Annotated in this window: 22 protein-coding genes; 3 read left to right on the top strand and 19 right to left on the bottom strand. The window is 37.3% G+C overall.

From position 1 onward, the window contains the following. Positions 1–15 precede the first annotated feature (15 nt). The 6 genes from G6O73_RS02335 to dapG all read right to left on the bottom strand — a co-directional run bounded on the left by G6O73_RS02335 (position 16) and on the right by dapG (position 5772). Positions 16–2157 carry a penicillin-binding transpeptidase domain-containing protein gene (locus G6O73_RS02335; RefSeq protein WP_057886914.1) on the bottom strand — a complete coding sequence of 714 codons (2142 nt, stop codon included), beginning with the start codon at positions 2155–2157 and terminating at the stop codon, positions 16–18. After that, the gene (ftsL, locus tag G6O73_RS02330) at positions 2154–2522 is read right to left on the bottom strand and encodes a cell division protein FtsL (RefSeq protein ID WP_057886913.1); all 369 of its coding nucleotides are present in this window, start codon (positions 2520–2522) and stop codon (positions 2154–2156) included. The genes G6O73_RS02335 and ftsL overlap by 4 nt, the downstream gene beginning before the upstream one ends. Positions 2523–2553: 31 nt before the next feature. Continuing rightward, positions 2554–3489: a 16S rRNA (cytosine(1402)-N(4))-methyltransferase RsmH gene (gene rsmH / locus G6O73_RS02325; RefSeq protein ID WP_057886912.1), complete on the bottom strand. Its 936-nt coding sequence runs from the start codon at positions 3487–3489 to the stop codon at positions 2554–2556. 20 nt (positions 3490–3509) lie between these two features. Beyond that, positions 3510–3941: a division/cell wall cluster transcriptional repressor MraZ gene (mraZ, locus tag G6O73_RS02320; protein ID WP_057886911.1), complete on the bottom strand. Its 432-nt coding sequence runs from the start codon at positions 3939–3941 to the stop codon at positions 3510–3512. Between the two features lie 258 nt (positions 3942–4199). Next, entirely contained in the window at positions 4200–4562 is a 363-nt protein-coding gene (locus tag G6O73_RS02315) for a DUF3397 family protein (protein ID WP_057886910.1), read from the bottom strand. Continuing rightward, positions 4552–5772, bottom strand: a complete 1221-nt coding sequence (gene dapG / locus G6O73_RS02310) for an aspartate kinase (RefSeq protein WP_057886909.1) — start codon at positions 5770–5772, stop codon at positions 4552–4554. The genes G6O73_RS02315 and dapG overlap by 11 nt, the downstream gene beginning before the upstream one ends. Positions 5773–5979: 207 nt before the next feature. On the opposite strand from dapG, the gene G6O73_RS02305 reads away from it, so the two are divergent. Beyond that, positions 5980–6099, top strand: a complete 120-nt coding sequence (locus G6O73_RS02305; protein WP_083478571.1) for a DUF4044 domain-containing protein — start codon at positions 5980–5982, stop codon at positions 6097–6099. Between the two features lie 98 nt (positions 6100–6197). Here G6O73_RS02305 and G6O73_RS02300 read toward each other — a convergent pair whose 3' ends face one another. Beyond that, positions 6198–6404, bottom strand: coding sequence for a helix-turn-helix domain-containing protein (locus G6O73_RS02300; RefSeq protein WP_057886908.1), 207 nt, complete (start codon positions 6402–6404; stop codon positions 6198–6200). A gap of 184 nt (positions 6405–6588) precedes the next feature. On the opposite strand from G6O73_RS02300, the gene G6O73_RS02295 reads away from it, so the two are divergent. Continuing rightward, the gene (locus G6O73_RS02295; RefSeq protein ID WP_057886907.1) at positions 6589–6906 is read left to right on the top strand and encodes a helix-turn-helix domain-containing protein; all 318 of its coding nucleotides are present in this window, start codon (positions 6589–6591) and stop codon (positions 6904–6906) included. Between the two features lie 15 nt (positions 6907–6921). After that, a complete protein-coding gene (locus G6O73_RS02290) occupies positions 6922–7344 on the top strand; it encodes an ImmA/IrrE family metallo-endopeptidase (RefSeq protein WP_057886906.1) in 423 nt (140 codons plus the stop codon). Between the two features lie 83 nt (positions 7345–7427). Here the strand turns inward: G6O73_RS02290 and rplS are convergent, their stop codons facing one another. From rplS to recG, 12 genes are all read right to left on the bottom strand, one after another. Beyond that, positions 7428–7778, bottom strand: coding sequence for a 50S ribosomal protein L19 (gene rplS, locus G6O73_RS02285; RefSeq protein WP_057886905.1), 351 nt, complete (start codon positions 7776–7778; stop codon positions 7428–7430). 97 nt (positions 7779–7875) lie between these two features. Continuing rightward, positions 7876–8619 carry a tRNA (guanosine(37)-N1)-methyltransferase TrmD gene (gene trmD / locus G6O73_RS02280; RefSeq protein ID WP_057886904.1) on the bottom strand — a complete coding sequence of 248 codons (744 nt, stop codon included), beginning with the start codon at positions 8617–8619 and terminating at the stop codon, positions 7876–7878. Beyond that, entirely contained in the window at positions 8619–9131 is a 513-nt protein-coding gene (gene rimM / locus G6O73_RS02275; protein WP_057886903.1) for a ribosome maturation factor RimM, read from the bottom strand. Before rimM ends, trmD begins: the two co-directional genes overlap by 1 nt. A gap of 135 nt (positions 9132–9266) precedes the next feature. Next, positions 9267–9542 carry a 30S ribosomal protein S16 gene (gene rpsP, locus G6O73_RS02270; RefSeq protein WP_057886902.1) on the bottom strand — a complete coding sequence of 92 codons (276 nt, stop codon included), beginning with the start codon at positions 9540–9542 and terminating at the stop codon, positions 9267–9269. 97 nt (positions 9543–9639) lie between these two features. Beyond that, the gene (ffh, locus tag G6O73_RS02265; protein WP_057886901.1) at positions 9640–11076 is read right to left on the bottom strand and encodes a signal recognition particle protein; all 1437 of its coding nucleotides are present in this window, start codon (positions 11074–11076) and stop codon (positions 9640–9642) included. A gap of 14 nt (positions 11077–11090) precedes the next feature. After that, positions 11091–11429, bottom strand: coding sequence for a putative DNA-binding protein (locus tag G6O73_RS02260; RefSeq protein WP_057886900.1), 339 nt, complete (start codon positions 11427–11429; stop codon positions 11091–11093). Positions 11430–11447: 18 nt separating this feature from the next. Continuing rightward, positions 11448–12455, bottom strand: coding sequence for a signal recognition particle-docking protein FtsY (ftsY, locus tag G6O73_RS02255; RefSeq protein WP_057886899.1), 1008 nt, complete (start codon positions 12453–12455; stop codon positions 11448–11450). 16 nt (positions 12456–12471) lie between these two features. Beyond that, positions 12472–16005: a chromosome segregation protein SMC gene (gene smc, locus G6O73_RS02250; RefSeq protein WP_057886898.1), complete on the bottom strand. Its 3534-nt coding sequence runs from the start codon at positions 16003–16005 to the stop codon at positions 12472–12474. 19 nt (positions 16006–16024) lie between these two features. Continuing rightward, on the bottom strand, positions 16025–16723 hold the full coding sequence (rnc, locus tag G6O73_RS02245) for a ribonuclease III (RefSeq protein ID WP_057886897.1): 699 nt from the start codon (positions 16721–16723) through the stop codon (positions 16025–16027). A gap of 119 nt (positions 16724–16842) precedes the next feature. After that, entirely contained in the window at positions 16843–17085 is a 243-nt protein-coding gene (gene acpP / locus G6O73_RS02240; protein ID WP_057886896.1) for an acyl carrier protein, read from the bottom strand. Beyond that, positions 17082–18119, bottom strand: a complete 1038-nt coding sequence (gene plsX, locus G6O73_RS02235) for a phosphate acyltransferase PlsX (protein ID WP_057886895.1) — start codon at positions 18117–18119, stop codon at positions 17082–17084. Before plsX ends, acpP begins: the two co-directional genes overlap by 4 nt. 16 nt (positions 18120–18135) lie before the next feature. Continuing rightward, positions 18136–20178 (bottom strand): ATP-dependent DNA helicase RecG, encoded by a 2043-nt coding sequence (recG, locus tag G6O73_RS02230; RefSeq protein ID WP_419504873.1) that lies wholly within the window; start codon positions 20176–20178, stop codon positions 18136–18138. Between the last annotated feature and the right edge of the window lie 15 nt (positions 20179–20193).

Below are 20193 nucleotides of genomic sequence, written 5' to 3'. Positions count from 1 at the left end.
TTTTCACCACATTTTTTATTTCAATTGTACTACAATCTTTTTTTGATTCGTTAATGACTTGTTAGCAGCTAGACTTTGACTTTTTACATATCCTGAACCTTGAAAACTAACTTTAATATTCAAAAGATTAGCTAACGCTGCCACATTACTTCGCGACCAGCCTGTCAAATCAGGCATTAGTCTTTCGCCATTGGCTAATAAAATAATTCTTTCTCCAGTTAGAGATGTCTGTCCACCAGCTATTGATTGAGCTGTAATTTTCTTACCATTACCAATAACAGTTACTAGCAATCCGGCATTATTTAAAGCTGTTTTTGCTTTAGTTACTGATTGACCGGTAACATCAGGCAAAGTAACTTGTGTTTGTTTTTGATTGGTAGTCTCCTGATCTTCATCCAGAACACGTTTCATCATTGGATTAAAAACTGAAGCTAACATTTGACCAGATGTTTGACCGGCAAAAGTTGTCGGTTGTTTCATCGTGATATACAAAATATATTTGGGATTAGAAGCTGGAGCCATTCCGACAACCGAAAACAGATAATTTGTCTCACCTGTTAGATAGCCCGTACCTTTTGAATTACTGATCTGAGCGGTTCCCGTTTTAACACCTATTCGATAACCATTAATTTTAAAAGCTGACCCTGTACCATTCTCATTATAAACTACATCCTGCATCATACTCAAAACCTGACTAGCAGTTTGGCTTCGAATTGGTTTACCAACAACTTTTGTTCCCGCCTGATAGACAGTTTTGCCATTGTTGGGATTGACCACCCGTTTAACCAAATACGGCTTTACCATTTTACCATGATTAGCGATAGCTGAAAATCCCTGCATCATCTGTAAAGCTGTCACATCGATTGCTTGACCAAATGCTGTATTAGCTTGCTCAATTGGATAACCAAACTCAATACTACCACTAGTCTCATCTGGCATTTTAGAACCAGTTTTTTTAAGCAAGCCGAATTTCTTGATATACTTTAACCAAGTTTTGGCTCCCATTTGTTGTTCTAAGTGTGCCATTCCAACATTTGATGACCTAATAAAAGCATCACGATAAGTAATATAACCCCAACCATTAGTATCCCAATCGTCTACCTTTTTACCATCAATTTCATATGAGCCGGATTTGAATGTTGCATTTTGATTATAAACACCACTATTGATCGCGGCTGCCATTGTAAATACTTTCATGGTTGAACCAGGTTCGTAGCTATCTTGTGCTAAAATATTACGCCAGATTTGATTAATTCCTGCTTTAGTTTGGGCATTATAAGTCGGACGTTGAGTAGCAGCTAAAATTTCACCTGTACTAGCTTTCATCAAAATTGCAGTCATTTCTTGAGGATGATAAGTTGACTGGGCTTGCGACATTAACGTTTCCAAATATGTTTGCAACCGAGTATCTAAAGTTGTATATAAATTATCACCATTTTTGGCTGCACGAGATTTAACCTTGCTACCAGGAATTGGTGTGCCACGAGTGTCTTTTTCAAAACTGCGAACACCATTATGTCCAGAAAGTGCCTTGTTAAAAGCTTTCTCAATCCCAGAAACACCGGTTAACTGACCAGCTTGATTTTCGGCTAGTCCAATAATATGTGAAGCAAAAATTCCATTGGGATACAGTCTAGCTGAAGTTGAAGTGAAGTTTATTCCAGTAATCCCTGCAGCTTCGATTTCCTGCTTTGTTTCAAGTGATAAATTTCTTCCGGCACTCCCTAGTTCAACTTGATACAAATCGCGATCGCTTGGATTTAAATCTTTCAAAACTTCTTGATAACTAATTCCCAGATATTTACTCAAGACTCTAGCTGCTTTAGGTTTATCTTTAGTTGCTAAATATTCTCTTTTACCAAAAGCCGTCGCCTTTTTTGACAAAACAATGTAGATACTATAGGTTGATGAGTCTTCAGCAATTGGCTGATTATCATTATCATAAATTGTTCCTCTTTGCGCCTTGACTTGCGTCTTACTAGCGTATAACTGGCTAACTTTTTTGGATAAATTAACCTTATCAACCGTTTTAAAAGCGCCAATATAAAAAAAGCGGCCGATGAAAACGGCAAAGATTATTGCTACCATCAAGAAAATTCCGATTCCATAAAACTTTCGATTGGTTTGTCGTTTCAGCTGCTTTTTTTTATTATTCATTTGGTAACATTCCTTATGTTGCTATTGTTCATCGTCAATCCGTCTTTTTTAGCAATTTCTAACAGACGGTCACGACTGGACAAAGAGCTAATTTCTTGTTTCGTATTGACATTACTATTTTGAGTTGTCGTAATCTGCTGATTGATTTTCTGCAAATCAAATTGTGCTTTGGTTAACCCAATTTGACCTGAAATAACTGCAATAGTCAGGATCATTAATACAAGTGCTCCAATAATTGTACTGCTAATTTCCAGTTTAGAAAATGCCACACGATGTTTAGTTAGATTTCTTCGTGGAGCTGGTTTATGTATTGGATCTTTTTGCGGAACAACTTCTTGCCACTGAGTAGCAGTGTTTTCTGACATTCAAATCACATCCTCTAAATAATTAATCCTTCTATTTTCTTTCAATAATCCGTAATCGAGCTGAGTGGGCCCGGTGATTGTGCTCCAACTCAACTTCGGTTGGTAAAATTGGTTTACGTGTAACTAAACGATAATTTGGCTCCATTTCAATTGGAACCACGGGTAAACCAGCCGGAAGATCTGGTAAGGATGTTTTTTCTTTAAACATTGTTTTTACCAAACGATCTTCTAATGATTGGAAAGTAATTACACAAATTCGTCCACCAGGTGAAAGTAAATCAAGTGCTTGACTCAGCGAATCTTCCAATGCACCCAATTCATCATTAACAGCTATTCTAATCGCTTGAAAAACACGTTTAGCTGGATGCCCGCCTGTTCTTCTTGCTCTTGCAGGAATAGCTGCCTTAATCAATTCAACTAATTCTCCAGTCGTCTTAATCGGTGCTATTATTCGAGCCTTCTCAATATGGCGAGCAATTGATTTCGCATATTTTTCTTCTCCATAGCGCCAAAATATTTTAACTAACTTCCCATAAGGCCAATCATTAACAACTATTTCAGCATTCAGTTTTTGTGATCGATCCATTCGCATATCTAAAGGAGCATCAAACCGGTAACTAAAGCCACGTTTGGCATCATCGAATTGTGGCGAAGAAACACCTAAGTCATAAAGAATACCATCAACCTTATTCACGTTTAAATCTGTCAATTTTCGCTTGATCTCACGAAAATTAGCTGCAATCAAAGTTACTGGCAAATTTTTAAACCATGGTAGATTAAATTGAATCGCTGTTTCGTCTTGATCAAAAGCATATAAGTGCCCTGCTGATGTCAATTTTTGGGCAATTAAAGTACTATGCCCTCCACCGCCTAAAGTACAGTCAACATATTTGCCATCAGGTTTCACCTGAAGACCGGAAACTGCTTCTTGCAGTAAAACTGTCTTGTGAACAAAGTTTTCTGCCACAATTATTCCTCCATAATCATTTACAAACCAAAATCAATCATATTTTCAGCAATATCATCAAAATTTTCTTCAGCTTGCTCACTAAATTTATTCCAACGTTCTTCAGACCAAATCTCAAATCGATTGGAAACACCGACTACTACACACTTTTTGGTCAATTCTGCATGTTGCCGCAAAGATTTTGGAATTACAATTCGACCTTGGTGATCAAATTCACATTCAGTAGCTGCTGAATAAAAGAAGCGGACAAAAGCTCTAGCATCACGCTTAGTTAGTGGAAGTTGCTGTAATTTTTCTTCAAGCTGTTGCCATTCTGATGCAGGGTAGCCAAATAGGCAGCCATCCATGCCACGTGTCAGCACAAATTGATCGGCGAGCTGCTCACGAAATTTTGCTGGAATAATTAACCGCCCTTTGCTATCAATTGCGTGGTGAAATTCTCCCATTAACAACAGCTTAGCCTCCTTCCACTAACTATAATTGATGTTACCACAATCTCCCACTCTCAACCACTATTTTACCACTTGATTATTAAAACAATAAAAAAAATTATAATTCTAATCTTTTTTCATTTGAAATTTAAGTTATCATTTTGTCTTTTTGCTTAATTCAGCGGTTTCTTAAAGTCTACTTGAGCAAATTGGTATAAAAAAAGAAGCCCTTTTCAGGCTTCAAACGATTAAAAAATAAGATATAGGTGAAGTGAATATTTAAAAAACAAATTTCAACAAATATTCTCCAAATAAAATTACATAACTAATTGTAACTAATATTCCAAAAAGGCGCCAAAAGCGAAGCCAAAAAAGTGGATAAATAATTTCGCCTTTGGTAATTGCTAAAAATATTGTTAAGCCAATTCCTAACAACGCTGCTGCAAAAAAAACTTCTGGCAATAAACTAGTTGCTAAAATCGCAGTAGATAACCAATGAATGCAATAAATTAAATAAATAATGACCACATCAATTGGATAGATTCTCTTAAAAAAAAAGTGTGGAAATTTTTTCTTCCAAAAATGCAAAATAACCCATATTAGAATAATAATAACTAATTGGATCAACCACTCAAATTTCATCAGAAGCATCCTGCTGTTCATTTAAAAAAGCATCATGTAGTGCATTAACCGCTGCTATTAAGTCTGTTTGATTGACCAACACCCAAATCGTTGTGTAACTATCGGTAGTTTGCAAAATTTTAATTTTATGGGTACTCAAAGCTGACACAATCTGGGCAGTAATTCCTGGCGTACCCATTATTCCAGCTCCAACAATCGAAACTTTTGCACAGTTTTCAATAATTTCAGATTTAATATTTTTAGCTGTCAGTAATTGTTTAGCAATCTGACTTTGCTGTTGATTTAAATTAAACACCACTTTTTCTGGTAAGATATTGATAAAATCAACACTTAGATGATTATCTGCTAATAATTTAAAAATGTCTTCTGCAGACCATTTTGCAGTTGCAACAATAAATTGGGTTAAGCCGACTTGATGGGCAATTCCGGTTACCGCACGATAATGTCGAATTGATAAATCCTTGTCGGAAACTAAAGTTCCTAACTCCTCTACACTGTCCCACGTTGAGCGGATTCTTAAAGGTAAATGTGCCTGTTGAGCAACTTCGACCGCTCGTGGATGAATTACCTTTGCCCCTTCATGCGCCATATTAGCAACTTCTTCATAACTAACATTTTTTAAAAATTTAGCTTTTTTTACTAGCCGTGGATCAGCTGTCATCATTCCAGAAACATCAGTAAAAATATCAACCCTTTTAGCTGACAAGGCAGCACCCAATAAAGCAGCTGAAGTATCACTGCCACCACGACCTAAAGTTGTCATATGACCTTCACGAGATAGGCCTTGAAATCCGGCTACAACTACAACATCATGAGTTTTAAATTCTTTTAAAATAGCATCTGTTTTAACATCCAAAACCTTAGCATTTTGATACTCATTATTTGTCCGTACCCCGGCATCAGGTCCCGTTAATGCGATTGCTGCAAATTTTTGTTTTTTCAGCATTTCGGTAAAGACAGCTGTTGAAATGATCTCCCCAACTGAAACTAACATATCCAATTCACGATTAGATAACAATGAATGATCACCATCAACTAAATTTAATAATGAATCTGTTGCATACGGTGCTCCTTTACGACCAATAGCTGACACTACTACTACAACTTTATAACCTTGATCAACGGCATATTGAACGTGTCCAATTGCTTTTTCTCTTGACTGATCATCTTGAACGGAGGTGCCGCCAAATTTTTGTACCATGATTTCCACTGTTGATCATTCCTCACTTTCACTCATCTAAAATTATTAATTTTAGATGAGTTCCCATTCCTCAAAAATTATAAATCGTTCATAGTGTACGTGAAATAACCAAAATTTTCAAGTCGCAATTTCTAAGTGTTCGTTTTTCCGTTTGACAGTATCAAAGCGAAAACGGTATAGTTATCTATAAACAATAATTAAAAAGGGTGAACAAACGTGGCAAAAAAGAAACGCAGCCGATTTCAAAAAATCACAATGGTCGTTGTTTGGCTTATGATCCTTGTTACTGTAGGAACTGTCTTTTTAACAGCTATTTTTTCAGTCATGGGTTATTAACTATTTTGCATTAAAAATATAATTTTCAAAATATCAATCACGTAAAAAAGATATGTCTGTTGCCTAAAGCAAGCAAGACATATCTTTTTTACGTGATTTTATTCCATGCCAACATATTTTTTAATTTCCACTAGCCGCTGCCTAGTGTTTGCTGAATCTGTAACATGACCATTAATTAGCTGATTAACATAAGGTTTTGACAAGCCAAAATGATCGGCAATATCCGATTGCGACGAAGGTTTGACACCTAGTCGTTTATTTCTTTTTAAACAAAGCATAATTGCATCTGAAAATTCATAATTCATTCAGCCCCACTCCTATTTTCTAAATTGTTATCTAACAAATTTGACTAAGATTTGTTCAATATTATATTATAAAGGATATTCTAAGGATTAAAGCAAAATCTTTTATATCTTAAATTATACTAACTTATAAGTTAGATTTCAACAGTTTATCTAACCTTTAAGCTAGAAAAAGGGAGCAACTAAGATGATCGTTGAACGCATTAAAGAATTGGCCAAAGAAAATCATATTACCGTTTATCAATTAGAATCAGAACTTAGTTTAGGCCATAATACAATTTATCAATGGAACAAAAGACAACCTTCAATTACTCGCGTTGAGAAAATTGCAGATTACTTTAACGTTTCTATTGACTATTTATTGGGAAGAGAAAGTCAAAAAAATCCACAAATTGAACTAAAGCAAGATAAAGATGTAATTTTTACCTATGAAGGGAAAAAAATATCTCCGGCAGATTTCGCAATTATTGAGTCAATTTTGCGAAATAATAAAGTAGACAAATAATGCGGAGGTGTTTTTTTGGAACAGATTCTTTCTCAATTAACTGCAATAGCTCATCAAAAAAAAATTACCATTTTTTGGACAAAATCATTATCAGCAACAGCTCCTTCAATTGCATGTGCTAAGCAAAAAATTATTATTATGAACCAAAATTGGACAAGACCACATGAATTAATTTTTCAATTAGCTCATGAACTGGCCCATCTTCTCCTGAATGATCCAACTGATCAAATTCTCTATCACACCAGTGCCTCACAATTAATCAGTATCGAATATCGGACAAATCAACTTGCTATTCGTTTGTTAATTCCATTTTACCTGAACGAAACAGCTAAATCAGTAATTAATAGCCAATTTTTTATCCAAAGTTTTGGACTTCCGCAGCATTGCTCAAAATTAGTTGAACAAGAAATTGCACATTACCTAGCTGAGTGCCACTAAACTAATTTTTAAAATCTGCGAAATTTAGCGTTTAAAAATATGTAAGTAAAAAAGCCTTGGTATCCAAGGCTTTTTTCTTAACTCTATTTGCGTAATTTTTCTGGGATACGAGCTGCTTTTCCATGAAGTGCACGTAAATAATACAATTTAGCACGACGTACACGACCTTGGCGAACAACTTCAATTTTATCAACACGTGGTGAGTGAACTGGGAAAGTTCTTTCTACACCAACACCGCTACTAATTTTGCGAACTGTATAAGTTTCGCTAATTCCTTGGCCGCGGCGTTTGATAACAACACCTTCAAATAACTGGATTCGTTCACGGGTACCTTCAACAATTCGAGCATAAACTCGAACTGTATCTCCCGGACGAAAATCAGGAATATCTTTGCGTAATTGTGACTCGGTAATCTTTTGAATCAATGGATTCATTTTTTTTCTTCCTTTCGCCAGCATTCATGTCCAGTTGCAGCGGAATGCTGTTAATCTGGCTAATAAGCCAATCACCATGTTATCATACTTAAATCAGCTAATCAACTCTTTTAGAAAATTCTCGCAGCCACTGATTCTGTTGTGAATTTAACTCAATTTTTTTCAATAAATCCGGCCGTCGTTGATAAGTTCGTAAAAGTGCAGCTTTCTGACGCCATTCAGCAATTTTTTGATGATTCCCACTTAACAAAACATCGGGAACCTTTAAGCCTTGAAAATCAGCCGGCCGAGTATACTGCGGGTATTCCAATAATCCCGTTAAACCTCGGGAAAATGAATCGGCTGGTGCTGAAGCTTGATTGCCCAAAACCCCAGGTAACAGCCTAACAGTTGCATCAATCATTGCCATGGCTGCAATTTCACCACCGGTCATCACGAAATCGCCTAAAGAAGCTTCATCTGTTATTCGAGTTCTAATTCGTTCATCATAACCTTCATAATGACCACAAATAAAAGTCAGCGACTTTTCTTGGGAAAATTCTTCTGCCAATGACTGGTCAAATTTTTTTCCGGCTGGATCAAGTAAAATTACTCGTCCTAATTGACCATCCTTTTTTTCCAGAGAGTCTAGGGCTGAAAAAATTGGCTGGGCTTGCAATAACATTCCCGCTCCACCACCGTAAGGATAATCGTCAACATGTTTTTGGCGGTTAGTAGTATAATCGCGAAAGTTAACAACTTGTACTTCAATTAAAGTTTTTTCAATTGCTTTACCGACAATTGATTCATGCAGCGGACCGGTAAACATTTCTGGAAAAAGACTTAAAATATTAATTTTCATCAATCATCCAACCCATCCAGCAGCTCAACTTCGACTTTATGCTGTTCAATATCAATTTTTTTGATCACATCATGAATTGCCGGAAGGAGCAAATCAGCTTTACCTGAACGTTCGACAACCCAAACATCATTTGCACCTGGGCTCAAGATTTCTTTAATTTTGCCTAAACTTTGCTGTTGCTGATCTATAACCTGCAGTCCAATAATTTGATGGTAGTAATAATCTCCTTGCGCAAGTGGGGCTTGCTGGTTTTCATCAATTAATATCTTAACCTGCTTTAAATGTTCTACCGCAGTTAAATCAGAATACTCGTTAAAAGAGAGCAAATAAAATTGTTTAAAGGTTCTAACTGTTTTAAGCGTCACTTTTTCTGGACTGGTTTGATTATTTTGCAGATAAACGATTTTTCCCGGTTGAAAACGTTGCTTAGCAAAATCAGTAACAACTGCTACTTTGACCTCACCTTTAATTCCATGTGTATTAACGATTGTTCCAACTTCAAAATATTTCATAAACCTCTCCTTAAAAAAACTCTCTAAACAAAACATCGCTGTCTTATCAAGAGAGTTCTTATACCAGAAATATTCAGCCAATTACTTTAAAAAATCAGCTAATTTTAATCATAAACCTCAAATTAATTTAAAAGTTTACTTTTTAGCAAAACGTGCTTCGTGGAATTTTTTCATAATTCCCTGTTTTGCAAGAATATTTTTAACCGTATCTGATGGCTGAGCACCATTATTTAACCAAGTCATAATAGTCTCTTCTTTAAGAGTTACTTTTTCTGGCTGAGTTAACGGATTGTAAGTTCCAACGGTTTCGATAAAGCGACCATCACGTGGTGAACGTGAATCGGCTACAACGATCCGATAAAATGGACGTTTCTTTGAACCCATTCGTTTCAAACGAATTTTTACTGACATGAATGACACCTCCTAATTAATTTATCAACGAATAATAATATACCAATAAATTGACTGCCTGTAAAGTATTATTTCTTGACAGCTGTATTTTATTTAGTTATTTTCGTCTCTTTTTGAGCTTTTTCAAGCGTTTGAGCTTACGTTTTTTATTTTTTCGAACCATCGAGTTTAATGACATTTTAGCCATTTTACCGGACAAACCGTTACCTAATAGTCCTTCCATTCCATTCAAATTACCTTTGCTGATATTGCTCATCATTTTTTTCATCTGATTAAACTGCTTAATCATCCGATTAACTTCCTGAACTGGGCGTCCAGATCCAGCAGCAATTCGGCGACGACGACTTGGATTCAAAATATCAGGTTGCTCACGTTCATTCGGAGTCATTGATAAAACAATTGCTTTAATATGCGCAATTTGCTTTTCATCAATTTGAAAGTTTTTTAGTGCTGGGTTATTTGCCATTCCTGGAATCATTTTCATTATGTCATCCATTGGGCCCATTTTTTGAACTTGCTCCATTTGGTCCAAAAAATCATTGAAATCAAAGCTATTTTCACGCATCTTTTCTTGCATTTCAGCAGCTTTTTTTTCATCAAAATCTTGCTGGGCTTTCTCAATTAAGGTCAGCATGTCGCCCATACCCAAAATTCTTGAAGCCATTCGATCCGGATAAAAAATATCCAAATCAGTCATTTTTTCGCCTTGACCAATAAACTTAATCGGTTTACCGGTAACTGCTCGAATTGACAAGGCGGCTCCACCACGAGTATCGCCATCGAGCTTTGTCAAAACAACCCCAGTGATGTTCAGCTGCTCATTGAAGCCCTTAGCAACTTCAACCGCATTTTGCCCGGTCATTGCATCAACCGTTAATAAAGTTTCATTTGGTTGGGCTAATTCAGTAATTTGTTTAAGTTCTTCCATTAACTTCTGATCAATCTGTAAGCGCCCTGCAGTATCGATCAAAACATAGTCATTTTTCTTTTCTTGAGCAGCTTTTAAGCCTTGCCGAACAATCTCAACCGGAGAAATATCAGTTCCTAACGAAAATACTGGAGCCCCAATTTGCTCACCAAGCGCTTGCAGCTGATCAATTGCCGCGGGGCGATAAACATCCCCAGCAATCAATAATGGTCGTGCATGCTGTTCATTTTTTAGTTTTAGAGCCAGCTTACCTAAAGTTGTCGTTTTACCGGCACCTTGCAGACCAACCATCATAATAATAGTTGGTATTTTTTCTGATTTCTGTAACGGAACAGCTTCTTGCCCCATCACCGCTGTCAACTGATCATTGACAATTTTAACAATCTGTTGCGCTGGAGTTAAGCTCTCTAAAACTTTTGCACCAATGGCTTTTTCACGGACTTCTTTAACAAAATCTTTAACTACTTGAAAATTAACATCAGCTTCCAGCAAGGCCAAGCGGATTTCCCGCATAACCTCCTTAACATCGCCTTCACTAACTTTACCTTTGCGTTTCAGTTTTCCAATTGCCTGCTGCAGTCTTTCAGTTAAGCCTTCAAATGCCACGCTAAATCACCAACCTATTCTTCTATGCTTTCCAACTGTTTCAATAGCTGCAAAAGTTTTGTGTCTTCTGGATAATGGCTGACTACATATGCTTTAATCTGCTCAGTTTGTTGATTGACTTGCTGAAATTGCTGATACAAATGCAGCTTTTCTTCATAAGCAGCCAGAATCTTTTCAGTCCTTTTAATATTATCATAAACTGCTTGCCGTGAGACATGATAATTCTCTGCAATTTCTCCTAAAGATAGATCCTCCCGATAGTAATATGCAATATACTTAGTTTGTTTTCCAGTTAGTAGTGGTTCATAAAAATCAAGCAGTGCATTTATTTGGTTTGTCTTTTCAATTGTCATCCGCAGCTAGACCCCTTTTCAATTTGCTCCAATATCTTGTAGCAATCCACCAAACAATCCTGCAACGAATTTTTCGGGATCAAAGTCCTGCAAATCATCCATTTGCTCGCCCAAACCAACCAGTTTGACTGGCAAATGCAATTCATTCCGAATAGCCAACACAATTCCGCCCTTGGCTGTACCATCCAATTTAGTCAAAACTATTCCACTAACAGGTGTTACATCTTTAAATTGCTTTGCTTGGGTTAATGCATTTTGACCTGTAGTAGCATCCAATGCCAGCAATACTTCTTGTGGAGCTGCTGGAATTTCTCTAGTAATAACTCGCGATATTTTCTCAAGCTCTTTCATCAAGTTAACTTTATTTTGCAGCCGACCAGCTGTATCAACCAATAAAACATCAAAATTTTCTGATTTAGCGCGTTTAACCGCATCATAAACCACAGCAGCTGGATCACTTTGAGCTGGTTTACGAACTACTGGAACTTCAACCCGTTTGCCCCATTCAGCCAATTGCTCAATTGCACCAGCTCGAAAAGTATCCCCAGCTGCCAATAAAACTTTTTTCCCGTCTTTTTTTAAGCGGTGAGCTAATTTACCAATTGTCGTTGTCTTGCCAACTCCATTAACTCCCACAAACAAAAATACAGTCGGCCCGTTTGTTGCAAAATGGAGTTTAGCGTCTTCATCAGCCCCTTCATGTTCATACAGTTCAATCAGTTTTTGAATAATAACTTCAGAAACGGCCTGTTTGGTTTTGGCATTCTTTAATTTAACTTCCTGACGCAATTCGTCGCTAATTTTAACTGCCGTTTCAAAACCAACATCTGATTCAATTAAAGTTTCTTCCAAATCATCAAAAAAGTCTTCATCAACTGTTCGAAAATTTGCTAGCAAACTATTTAATTTGTCACCGAACGTCTGCCGACTTTTAGCTAATCCTTCGTCATATTTTTTTTCTGTTGTATCTTGTTTCGGCGCTTCTTCTCCAGTAAACGCCTGTTTGATTTTTTCAAAAAACCCCATTGTATTCCTCCCTAACCTAGGTTAATGCCACCGAAACCATTTTCGAAATACCTGACTGTTGCATTGTAATCCCATAAAGTACGTCAGCATGATCCATCGTTCCTTTACGATGTGTAATGACAATAAATTGCGTTTTTTGACAAAACTTTTTCAAATACTGAGCATAACGATCAACATTTGCATCATCTAAGGCTGCTTCAGCTTCATCCAAAATTACAAATGGTACCGGTTTAACTCTCAAAATTGCAAATAATAAAACTATCGCAGTTAGAGCCTTTTCACCACCTGATAATAACGATAGGCGCTGCAATTTTTTGCCCGGTGGCTGAGCCATAATCTCAATCCCAGTTTGCAACAAATTGTCTGGTGCTGTCAATTTTAAACTAGCCTGACCGCCGCCAAACATTTCTGGAAAAATTTGACTAAATGCTGTTGCAGTTTGCTTAAAAGTTTTTTCAAATCGGCTTTTAACTTCCTGATCAATCTCCGCCATACTTTTTTGTAATTCAATCTTGGCGTCCAACAAATCTTGCCGCTGAGCTGTTAAAAACTGGTACCGTTGATTAACCCGCTCAAATTCTTGAATTGCTCCCAAGTTAACTTCACCCAATTCGCTAATTCCACGCTTCAAAAGCTTTAACTGACGCTCAATTACTGTCGAATCTTTTTCACGCTCAAGACGCTGAGCTGCTTCAAATGTCAGTTGATACTTTTCACTTAGCGTTTGCAAATCTTGATCAAGTTGCTGATCTTGTTGTTCAACTTGATACTTGAGTTGTTGAAATTCCTGTTGCGCTAATTGTTGCAGTTCTGTTTGTCGTTTAACTTTAACCTGCTGTTGTGATACCTTTTCTTGTAATTGGGTTCGCTGTTGCTGAAGCTCTTGCAGTTTTCCTTCCGCGGTTTGCTGCTGATGAGATAAATCTGCTAATTGTTGCACCAAGTTTTTACCGCTGATTTGTTGTTTGGCTGCTGTTGCAGTTAACGCCGTTAATTCTGCTTGTTTTTGCTGCAATTGCTGTTGGCGCGTTGTCAAACGTTTACTTAATTCTTCGACTTGCTGCTGGCCAGAAGCCTGCTGCTGTTGTAAAACTGCCTGTTGTTGTTCAAGTTCAGCTAACTCACTTTCTTGCTGATGATGAGTAGCCGTAATATTTTTTAATTGTTGCTGGCGCTTTGCAAATTCATTCTTTAACTGTTCCAATTCAAGTATCAACTGTTTCTTTTCCTGAACCGCTTTAGCTTGATCAGCTGTAAAGTTTTCCATCGCCAATTTGCTTTGCTCTACCTCAAATTGTTGAGCAGTTAATTGTTGTTGCAGATGATTCTTCTCATTTTGCTGCAACTTCAAGTCAGTAGCTGCATTCTGGTAAACTATTTCAGCTTGTTTGAGCTCGGGCTTAAGCTCAGCTAATTGTTTAGCTGCCGCTTTTCGCTGTTGTTTAAGCTGACCGCCTGATTCTTCAAGTTGGACTAATTGCTGTTGCATTTTTGCAATTCCAGCTGCTAAATCGGTTAACTGCTGTTGCTGGGAAAGCAAACCATTGTTGTTTCGCCGGGAACCGCCACTCATTGAACCACCAGCATTAATCACGTCGCCATCTAACGAAACAATTCGACAACGAAAATGCAATTTTTGAGCTGTTGTAATAGCATTGTCAATTGTTTCAACAATCACGGTTGTACCCAATAAATGTTCTAAAACATGTTGGTTGGAAGCTGCCGTTTTAACCAACTGACTAGCTACTCCAACAACCCCTGATATGTTTTTCAGTTGCTCTTCTATCATTGACGAAATTTTTCGTGTTTGGACAGTCGTCTGCGGCAAAAAAGTTACTCTACCATAATGATTGCTTTTTAAATAATTAATTGCTTGTTTAGCTGCCTGTTCATCAGTAACTACAATATTCTGTAGTTGTCCTCCTAGAACTGTCTCAATTGCAACTGAGATTTTTGGCGGAACGGTTAACAGTTCCGCTACTGAACCAATAATTCCACTTAACCGATTTTTTGCCAATAAAACTTGTTTAACACCTTGATAATAATTGTTATAACTACTAGAAATCTCATGCAAACTATCATATTTTGCACGTGCCTGTTGAAAAATTCCATTAGCCTGATACCAGCGTTGCTGCTGAACTGTATACTTTCGTTGCAATTGTTCTTGTCGATCCAACAATTGTTGTTCTTGCTGTTGTAATTGTTCTAGATGCTCTTTCAAAGCCGTCGCCTGATTAGTCGCATCTTGATGTTCATTCGTGGAAGTATGTTGTTGTTGCTGCAACGTTGTTAATTTAGCTAATAGTTGTTGCTGGTGTGCTAGTTGGCGCTGCTGTTCTTTAGCTAAATAATTAATCTGATTATTGACTGAAGCCTGGCGTTGCATTTTGGCAACTATTTGATTACGCAATTCTTCCAGTTGCTGCTGTAATTCATCAGATCCAAGTTGGAGTTCATTTTTCTGAATTCTAATTGTCTTTTGCAATTTAGCAGTTTTTGTTTTTTGCAGAGATAATTGTTGTTTAAGCTCACGTAATTGTCTTTGTAGTTGTTGCGTGGTTTGTTCGGCCTCAGCTAGTTGCTGTACTAATTCTTGCTTTCGCTGCTGACGATAATCTTCTTGTTGTGCTGTTAACTGTTGCTGTCCGTTCAATTGTTCTCGTTGCTTAACTACTTGTACCAATCCAGCTTGACAATTATCAATTTGTTGATTCACTTGCAATTGTTGCTGCTGCACTTTAGTTTGCTGTTGTTGCAAAGAATCAGTTAATTGCTGCTGTTTAGCTAATTGAGCTGTTGCTGCTGTTAATTTTATTCGTCGAGTCTGTTGTTTTTCAGTAGTTTTTTGCAATCGCCAAATCAGTTGACTGCGCTCAAAAAAAGCTAGCTGCTTTTTTTGATTCAAATAATCTTTAGCTATACTGGCCTGTTGTTTGAGCGGTTCAACTTGTCCAGCTAATTCACTAATAATATCAGCAACTCGAAGTAAGTGATCATCAGTTTCTGCCATTTTAGTCTGAGCATTTAACCGCTCTTTTTTGTACTTCAAAATTCCGGCCGCTTCTTCAATAAATTGGCGCCGGTCTTCAGGCTTACTATTAAAAATTTGCTCAACTTTTCCTTGTGAAATTAGTGAAAAAGAATCTCTTCCTAATCCAGTATCAATTAATAAATCGATGATATCTTTTAAACGCACCGTTTTTTGATTTAAAAGAAACTCGCTTGTTCCGTCACGAAAAATGCGACGCGTAATGGCGACTTCATCACTTTCCATGGCCAAAAAACGATCACTGTTGTCAAAAACAATTTCAACTTCAGCCCGATTTAAAGCAGCTTGATTATCTGATCCGGCGAAAATTACATCCGGCATCCGAGAACCACGCAAACTTTTAGCTGATTGTTCACCCAAAACCCAACGAATTGCTTCAATTAAATTGCTTTTTCCACTGCCGTTTGGACCGACAATTGCCGTTAATCCCGGACGGAACTCAATTTGTGTTTTCTGCGCAAATGATTTAAAACCATCCAGTACTAATGACTTGAGTTTCATTTTCGCCGCTCCTTACTCTTTATTTATTAGCATGTAATTTGATCAAAGCTTCTCTGGCAGCTACTTGCTCAGCAGCTTTCTTCGAGTGTCCTTGACCTTGGCCTAATAACTCGCCATCAGCACTAACGGTCATAGTATAACGCTTGTCATGCTCAGGGCCATCATTTTCCAACTCATGATACTCAATATCAACATCGCCGTCTTGCTGCAAGAACTCCTGCAATTCAGTTTTATGATCCAGTAAATGGTCAAACCATCCCAAATCAATCTTGGGAAAGACAATTTGTGAAATAAATTTATCTACTGCTGGTTTTCCTTGATCTAAATACAACGCTCCAATAAATGATTCGAAAATATCGCAAAGTAGGGACGGACGTTGTCGTGCTTGCGATTTTTCTTCTCCCTTTCCTAAACGAATATATTGGTCAAAATGACATTCAACTGCAAATTTACTAAAACTGTCCTCACAAACCATAGCTGCTCGTAACCGCGAAAGTTTTCCTTCCGGCAATGACGGATAACGTAAAAATAAATATTCAGAAACAGCTAACTGCATCACTGCGTCACCCAAGAATTCAATTCGCTCATAATATTTCAAATTTTGGTTAGGGTGTTCATTAACATATGAAGCATGAGTAAATGCTTCATCCAATAATTCTGTTCGTTGAAATTCAATTTCAAAATGCTCTTTAAGCCAATCAGTTAATCCATTTGTCAATCTTCGTCTGCTCCTTAAATTTAATTTTCATATAATTACTGACTCCATTTATAAAAGTAAAAGGCCGCAATCAAAACATGCGTTTTGTGCTGGCCTTGATTGATATCATAAACTACTCTTTATTTTTGATGTTTCTTGATATAGTCGACAACATCCTGAACTTTTTGCAATTTTTCAGCTTCTTCATCGGGAATCTCCGCTCCAAAGCTATCCTCTAATTCTAAAACAAATTCTACTAAATCAATCGAATCTGCATCCAAATCGGTAGTAAAATTCAAATTTGGTGTAATTTGATCAACTTCAATTTCGAAACGTTCATGGATAATTTTAGCCAATTTATTAAAAATTTCTTTTTCTGTCATTTTGATTTCTCCTCAATAACTTTATTTTTTTCCGCTTGATTCAATTTTGAAAAGTAGTCCACTAAATCTGGAATCATCTGTTCTTTCAACATCTGCTCAATCTGGCCTAATGTATAGTAAACCGTTTCTGCATCACTAGCGCCATGTGCTTTAACAACTGGAGCTTTTACCCCTAATAAAACTGCACCACCGTATTGTGCTTGATTCATTTTAGCTTTTAGCTGTTTAAAAGCTGGTTTAAGCAACACTGCTCCTAGCTTACTGCTGACACCACTATTCATAATTGTTTCTTTGAGTAAATGCATAATTGCTGAAGCCGTTCCTTCAATTGACTTTAACAAGGTGTTCCCCATAAAACCATCAGCCACAATTACATCTGCTTGATTGCGTAAAACAGAATTGGCCTCAACATTCCCAACGAAATTGATTGCTGGATCAGCTTGCAATAATTGATAAGCCTCTTGAGTAATTTTACTGCCCTTATGTGGCTCAGTGCCATTGTTCAAGAGTCCAATCCGCGGATCAGCAATCCCCCGAACCTTCTGGGCATAATATTTTCCCAAAATCGCATACTGATGCAAATGTTCCGCTTTATTTTCAGCATTTGCTCCACTATCCAATAAATTAAAAGCTCCCGTCTGCTCACCAATCATTGGCAAGGTTGAAAGCAATCCGGGGCGTACAATTCCTTTAATTCGGCCAACAATTAACAAACCTGCTGTCAACAACGCCCCTGTATTTCCACAAGAAAACAAAGCATCAGCTTCTCCGTTTTTAACCGCTTGGGCTGCCAAAACTAAAGAAGATTGTTTTTTGCGCCTGATTGCTCGAACAGGTTCATCGTTCATACCAATTACTTCATCAGCTTGAATAATTTTGATCCGAGTTTGGTCAGTCAATAGTTTACTAATTTGTTCACTTTTTCCATAAAGCAAAAATTCTAAATGCGGGTATTGATCACGCGCTTTGGCAACTCCAGCAACAATCGCTTCGGGAGCATGATCTCCTCCCATTGCATCAACGGCTATTTTCAAAATTTTTTTCCTCCTACTAATCAAAACCTAATTCTAGTTGTAACTGCTGTTGCAAGTACTCATCTAATGGTTTGGTTTCAATTGTTTTGCCAAAATTACTTTGATTAATTATTTCTGCAGCATCAACTTGAGCTGTTTCCAAAATTTTTAAATCCTTAATCGGATCAGCAACTTTAAATTCCGGTAATCCTGCCTGCTTGCGGCCTAAAATATCACCTTGTCCACGCAACTCTAAATCTCGCTGAGCAATGACAAAGCCATCAGTAGTCTCAGTCATCGTTTGTAATCGCTGCCGGCCGTAATCAGTCTTAGGATCAGCTAGCAATAAGCAATAAGACTGCGTACTACTGCGACCAACTCGTCCACGCAACTGGTGTAATTGAGCTAGGCCAAATCGATCGGCATCTACAATTAAAATTACCGATGCCTGAGGAACATCCACCCCAACTTCAATCACCGTGGTAGCAACTAAAATTTTCGTTTTTCCAGCAGTAAAATCCGTCATGATTTGTTCTTTTTCATCGCTCTTCATTTTACCATGAATTAACCCAACTTGATATTCTGGCGCAAAAAATTTAGTTGCATCAGTTAAAAGTTGTTCAGCATTTTGTAAATCTAGTGCTTCAGATTCACTAACTAAAGGAGTAACTAAATAAGCTTGTTTTCCTTGTTTTAGCTGCTCAGCAATAAAACTAAAAGCTCGTTTCAGCTGGTTTTTTTTAAGCCAAAAAGTTCTTACTGGTTTTCGTCCACGAGGTAACTCATTAATGATTGAAACATCCATTTCACCGTAAACTGTTAAAGCCAAGGTTCGTGGAATCGGTGTAGCCGTTAGAGCTAAAACATCAGGCTCATTGCCCTTTAATCGCAATGCTTGCCGCTGATTAACTCCAAAACGATGCTGTTCATCAGTAATTACCAAACCCAAATTTTTAAATTCAACACCATTTTGGATTAGCGCATGAGTTCCAATCAAAATATCGATTGAACCTTTTGCTAATTGTTGTAAAAGTTCACGCCGCTGACGACTCTTTGCTGAAGTCGTCCCAGTTAACAAATTAACATTAATTCCTAACGGTTGAAACAAGCGGAAAAGCTTGTCTGCATGCTGACGAGCAAGAATTTCAGTTGGAGCCATCAAAGCTGCCTGATAGCCCGCGGTTACTGCTGCATACATTGCAATTGCAGCTACAATTGTTTTTCCAGAACCAACATCACCCTGCAAAAGGCGATTCATGTGCACCGGTCGATGTAAGTCGTGACAGATCTCATTAACAGTTCTTTTTTGAGCTGGCGTTAATTCGAATGGTAATTGACTAATAAATTTTTTTAACTGCTGGTTATCGTAATTAAGTTTCAGACCATTTGGCTGTTGATCTATTTGTTTTAGATACTGTAGACGGGCTTCAAATAAAAATAGTTCTTCATAAACAGCTGTCCTTTTAGCAGCCTGAGCAGTCAGTTGATCTGCCGGGAAATGCAAGTCATGAATCATTTGTTGCCGTGATAATAAATGATATTTTTTTTGTAATTTTCTGGGTATCAAATCGCTAATCTGTCCATGATAGAGTTCATAAGCTTGTTTAACTAACTTTTGTAATTGAGTAGCACGAATTTCTTTGGATGAACGGTATACCCCTGCTAATTGTTCTTGTTTATTAAACGACAATAATTTTATTCCCATCAATCGCTGCCGCGCAGCTTCCCATTTTCCAAAAACTGTCAGTTCTGCGCCCTCAATTACTTTTTCGGCCAAATACCCTTGATTAAAAAAAGTTACTAAAACTGCTTGATTATCAATCAACAAGTTAAAATTTAAACGATTTTTTTTGCGACCAAAACGTACCAACACTGGAGCAGTTACAACTACCCCACGTAAAGTCACCTTTTCTTGATCAACCAATTCCGCCAGGTTTTGAGGACGATAATCATCATAACGAAATGGAAAGGCAGTCAGCAAGTCCTCAATCGTTGTAATCCCTAAATGCTGCAGTGCCTGTATTGTTTTTGGGCCAACTCCTTTTAAAACTGCAAGCGACTGCCTTGATATCGTTGTCAAATTATTCACCTCCAA

The organism is Liquorilactobacillus nagelii DSM 13675 (assembly GCF_019444005.1).
Taxonomy (GTDB): domain Bacteria; phylum Bacillota; class Bacilli; order Lactobacillales; family Lactobacillaceae; genus Liquorilactobacillus; species Liquorilactobacillus nagelii.
This window is presented reverse-complemented; position numbering and strand designations above follow the sequence as displayed.